This window comes from Kitasatospora nipponensis (assembly GCF_039528135.1).
Taxonomy (GTDB): domain Bacteria; phylum Actinomycetota; class Actinomycetes; order Streptomycetales; family Streptomycetaceae; genus Kitasatospora; species Kitasatospora nipponensis.
This window is the reverse complement of record NZ_BAAALF010000747.1, coordinates 1-679: the sequence shown is the minus strand read 5'-3', so window position 1 is coordinate 679 and position 679 is coordinate 1. Positions and strand designations below refer to the sequence as shown.

Sequence of the window (679 nt, the reverse complement as noted above, 5' to 3'; positions counted from 1 at the left end):
GGCCCGCACCGCCCGCGGCGCCACCGCCCTCGACCGCGCCGCCGATCACGCCGCCGGTCACCGTCCCGGCACCACCGGTGCCGCCCGTCGTCGACCCCGCCGTGCCCGCGGCGCCGCCCGCCCCGCCCGGCGCCCCGCTGCCGCCGCTGCCACCCGTACCGTGCCCGCCGCTCTGCCCACCGGTCGCGGCGGCGCCACCGGAGGCCGCGGCCGCTCCACCGGGCGGGGCCGGCACCGCGACGACCCCGCCGGGCAGGGCGGGCAGAGCGGGCGCCGGCGACACCCCCGGGCTCGGATCGTTCACCGGTGCCAGCACGGGCACCGCCACCCCGCCCGTGCCGGCCGTCACCGAGGCGTCCGCCGCACTCTCGCCCTTCGCGCCCGGCGCGCGCTCCGGGTGCGCGGCCGAGCCGGCCCGCCCCTGGCCGGCGGCCGCCGTGCCGGAGGGCCGTGCGGAGGGGTTGGCCGACCCGGAGGCGTGCCCGGCGGGAACCTGGTCACCACCCGACCCCACCTCCATGCAGCCGGCCGCGCTCAGCGAGGCCAGCGCCAGCACCGCCGCGCGCACCGCCACCGTGCGGACCACCGCGGCCCGCGCCGAGCGCTGCTCGACCGCCGAGACCGCGCGCACCCGGGCCACCACCAGCGGCCGGCCGAACCGGTTCACCACCCGGCCGCC

At 83.5% G+C, this 679-nt stretch carries 1 pseudogene; it reads right to left on the bottom strand.

Going from position 1 to position 679, the window contains the following annotated elements:
- Nucleotides 1-679: pseudogene (locus ABD323_RS43095) on the bottom strand (hypothetical protein); the annotation flags it as partial.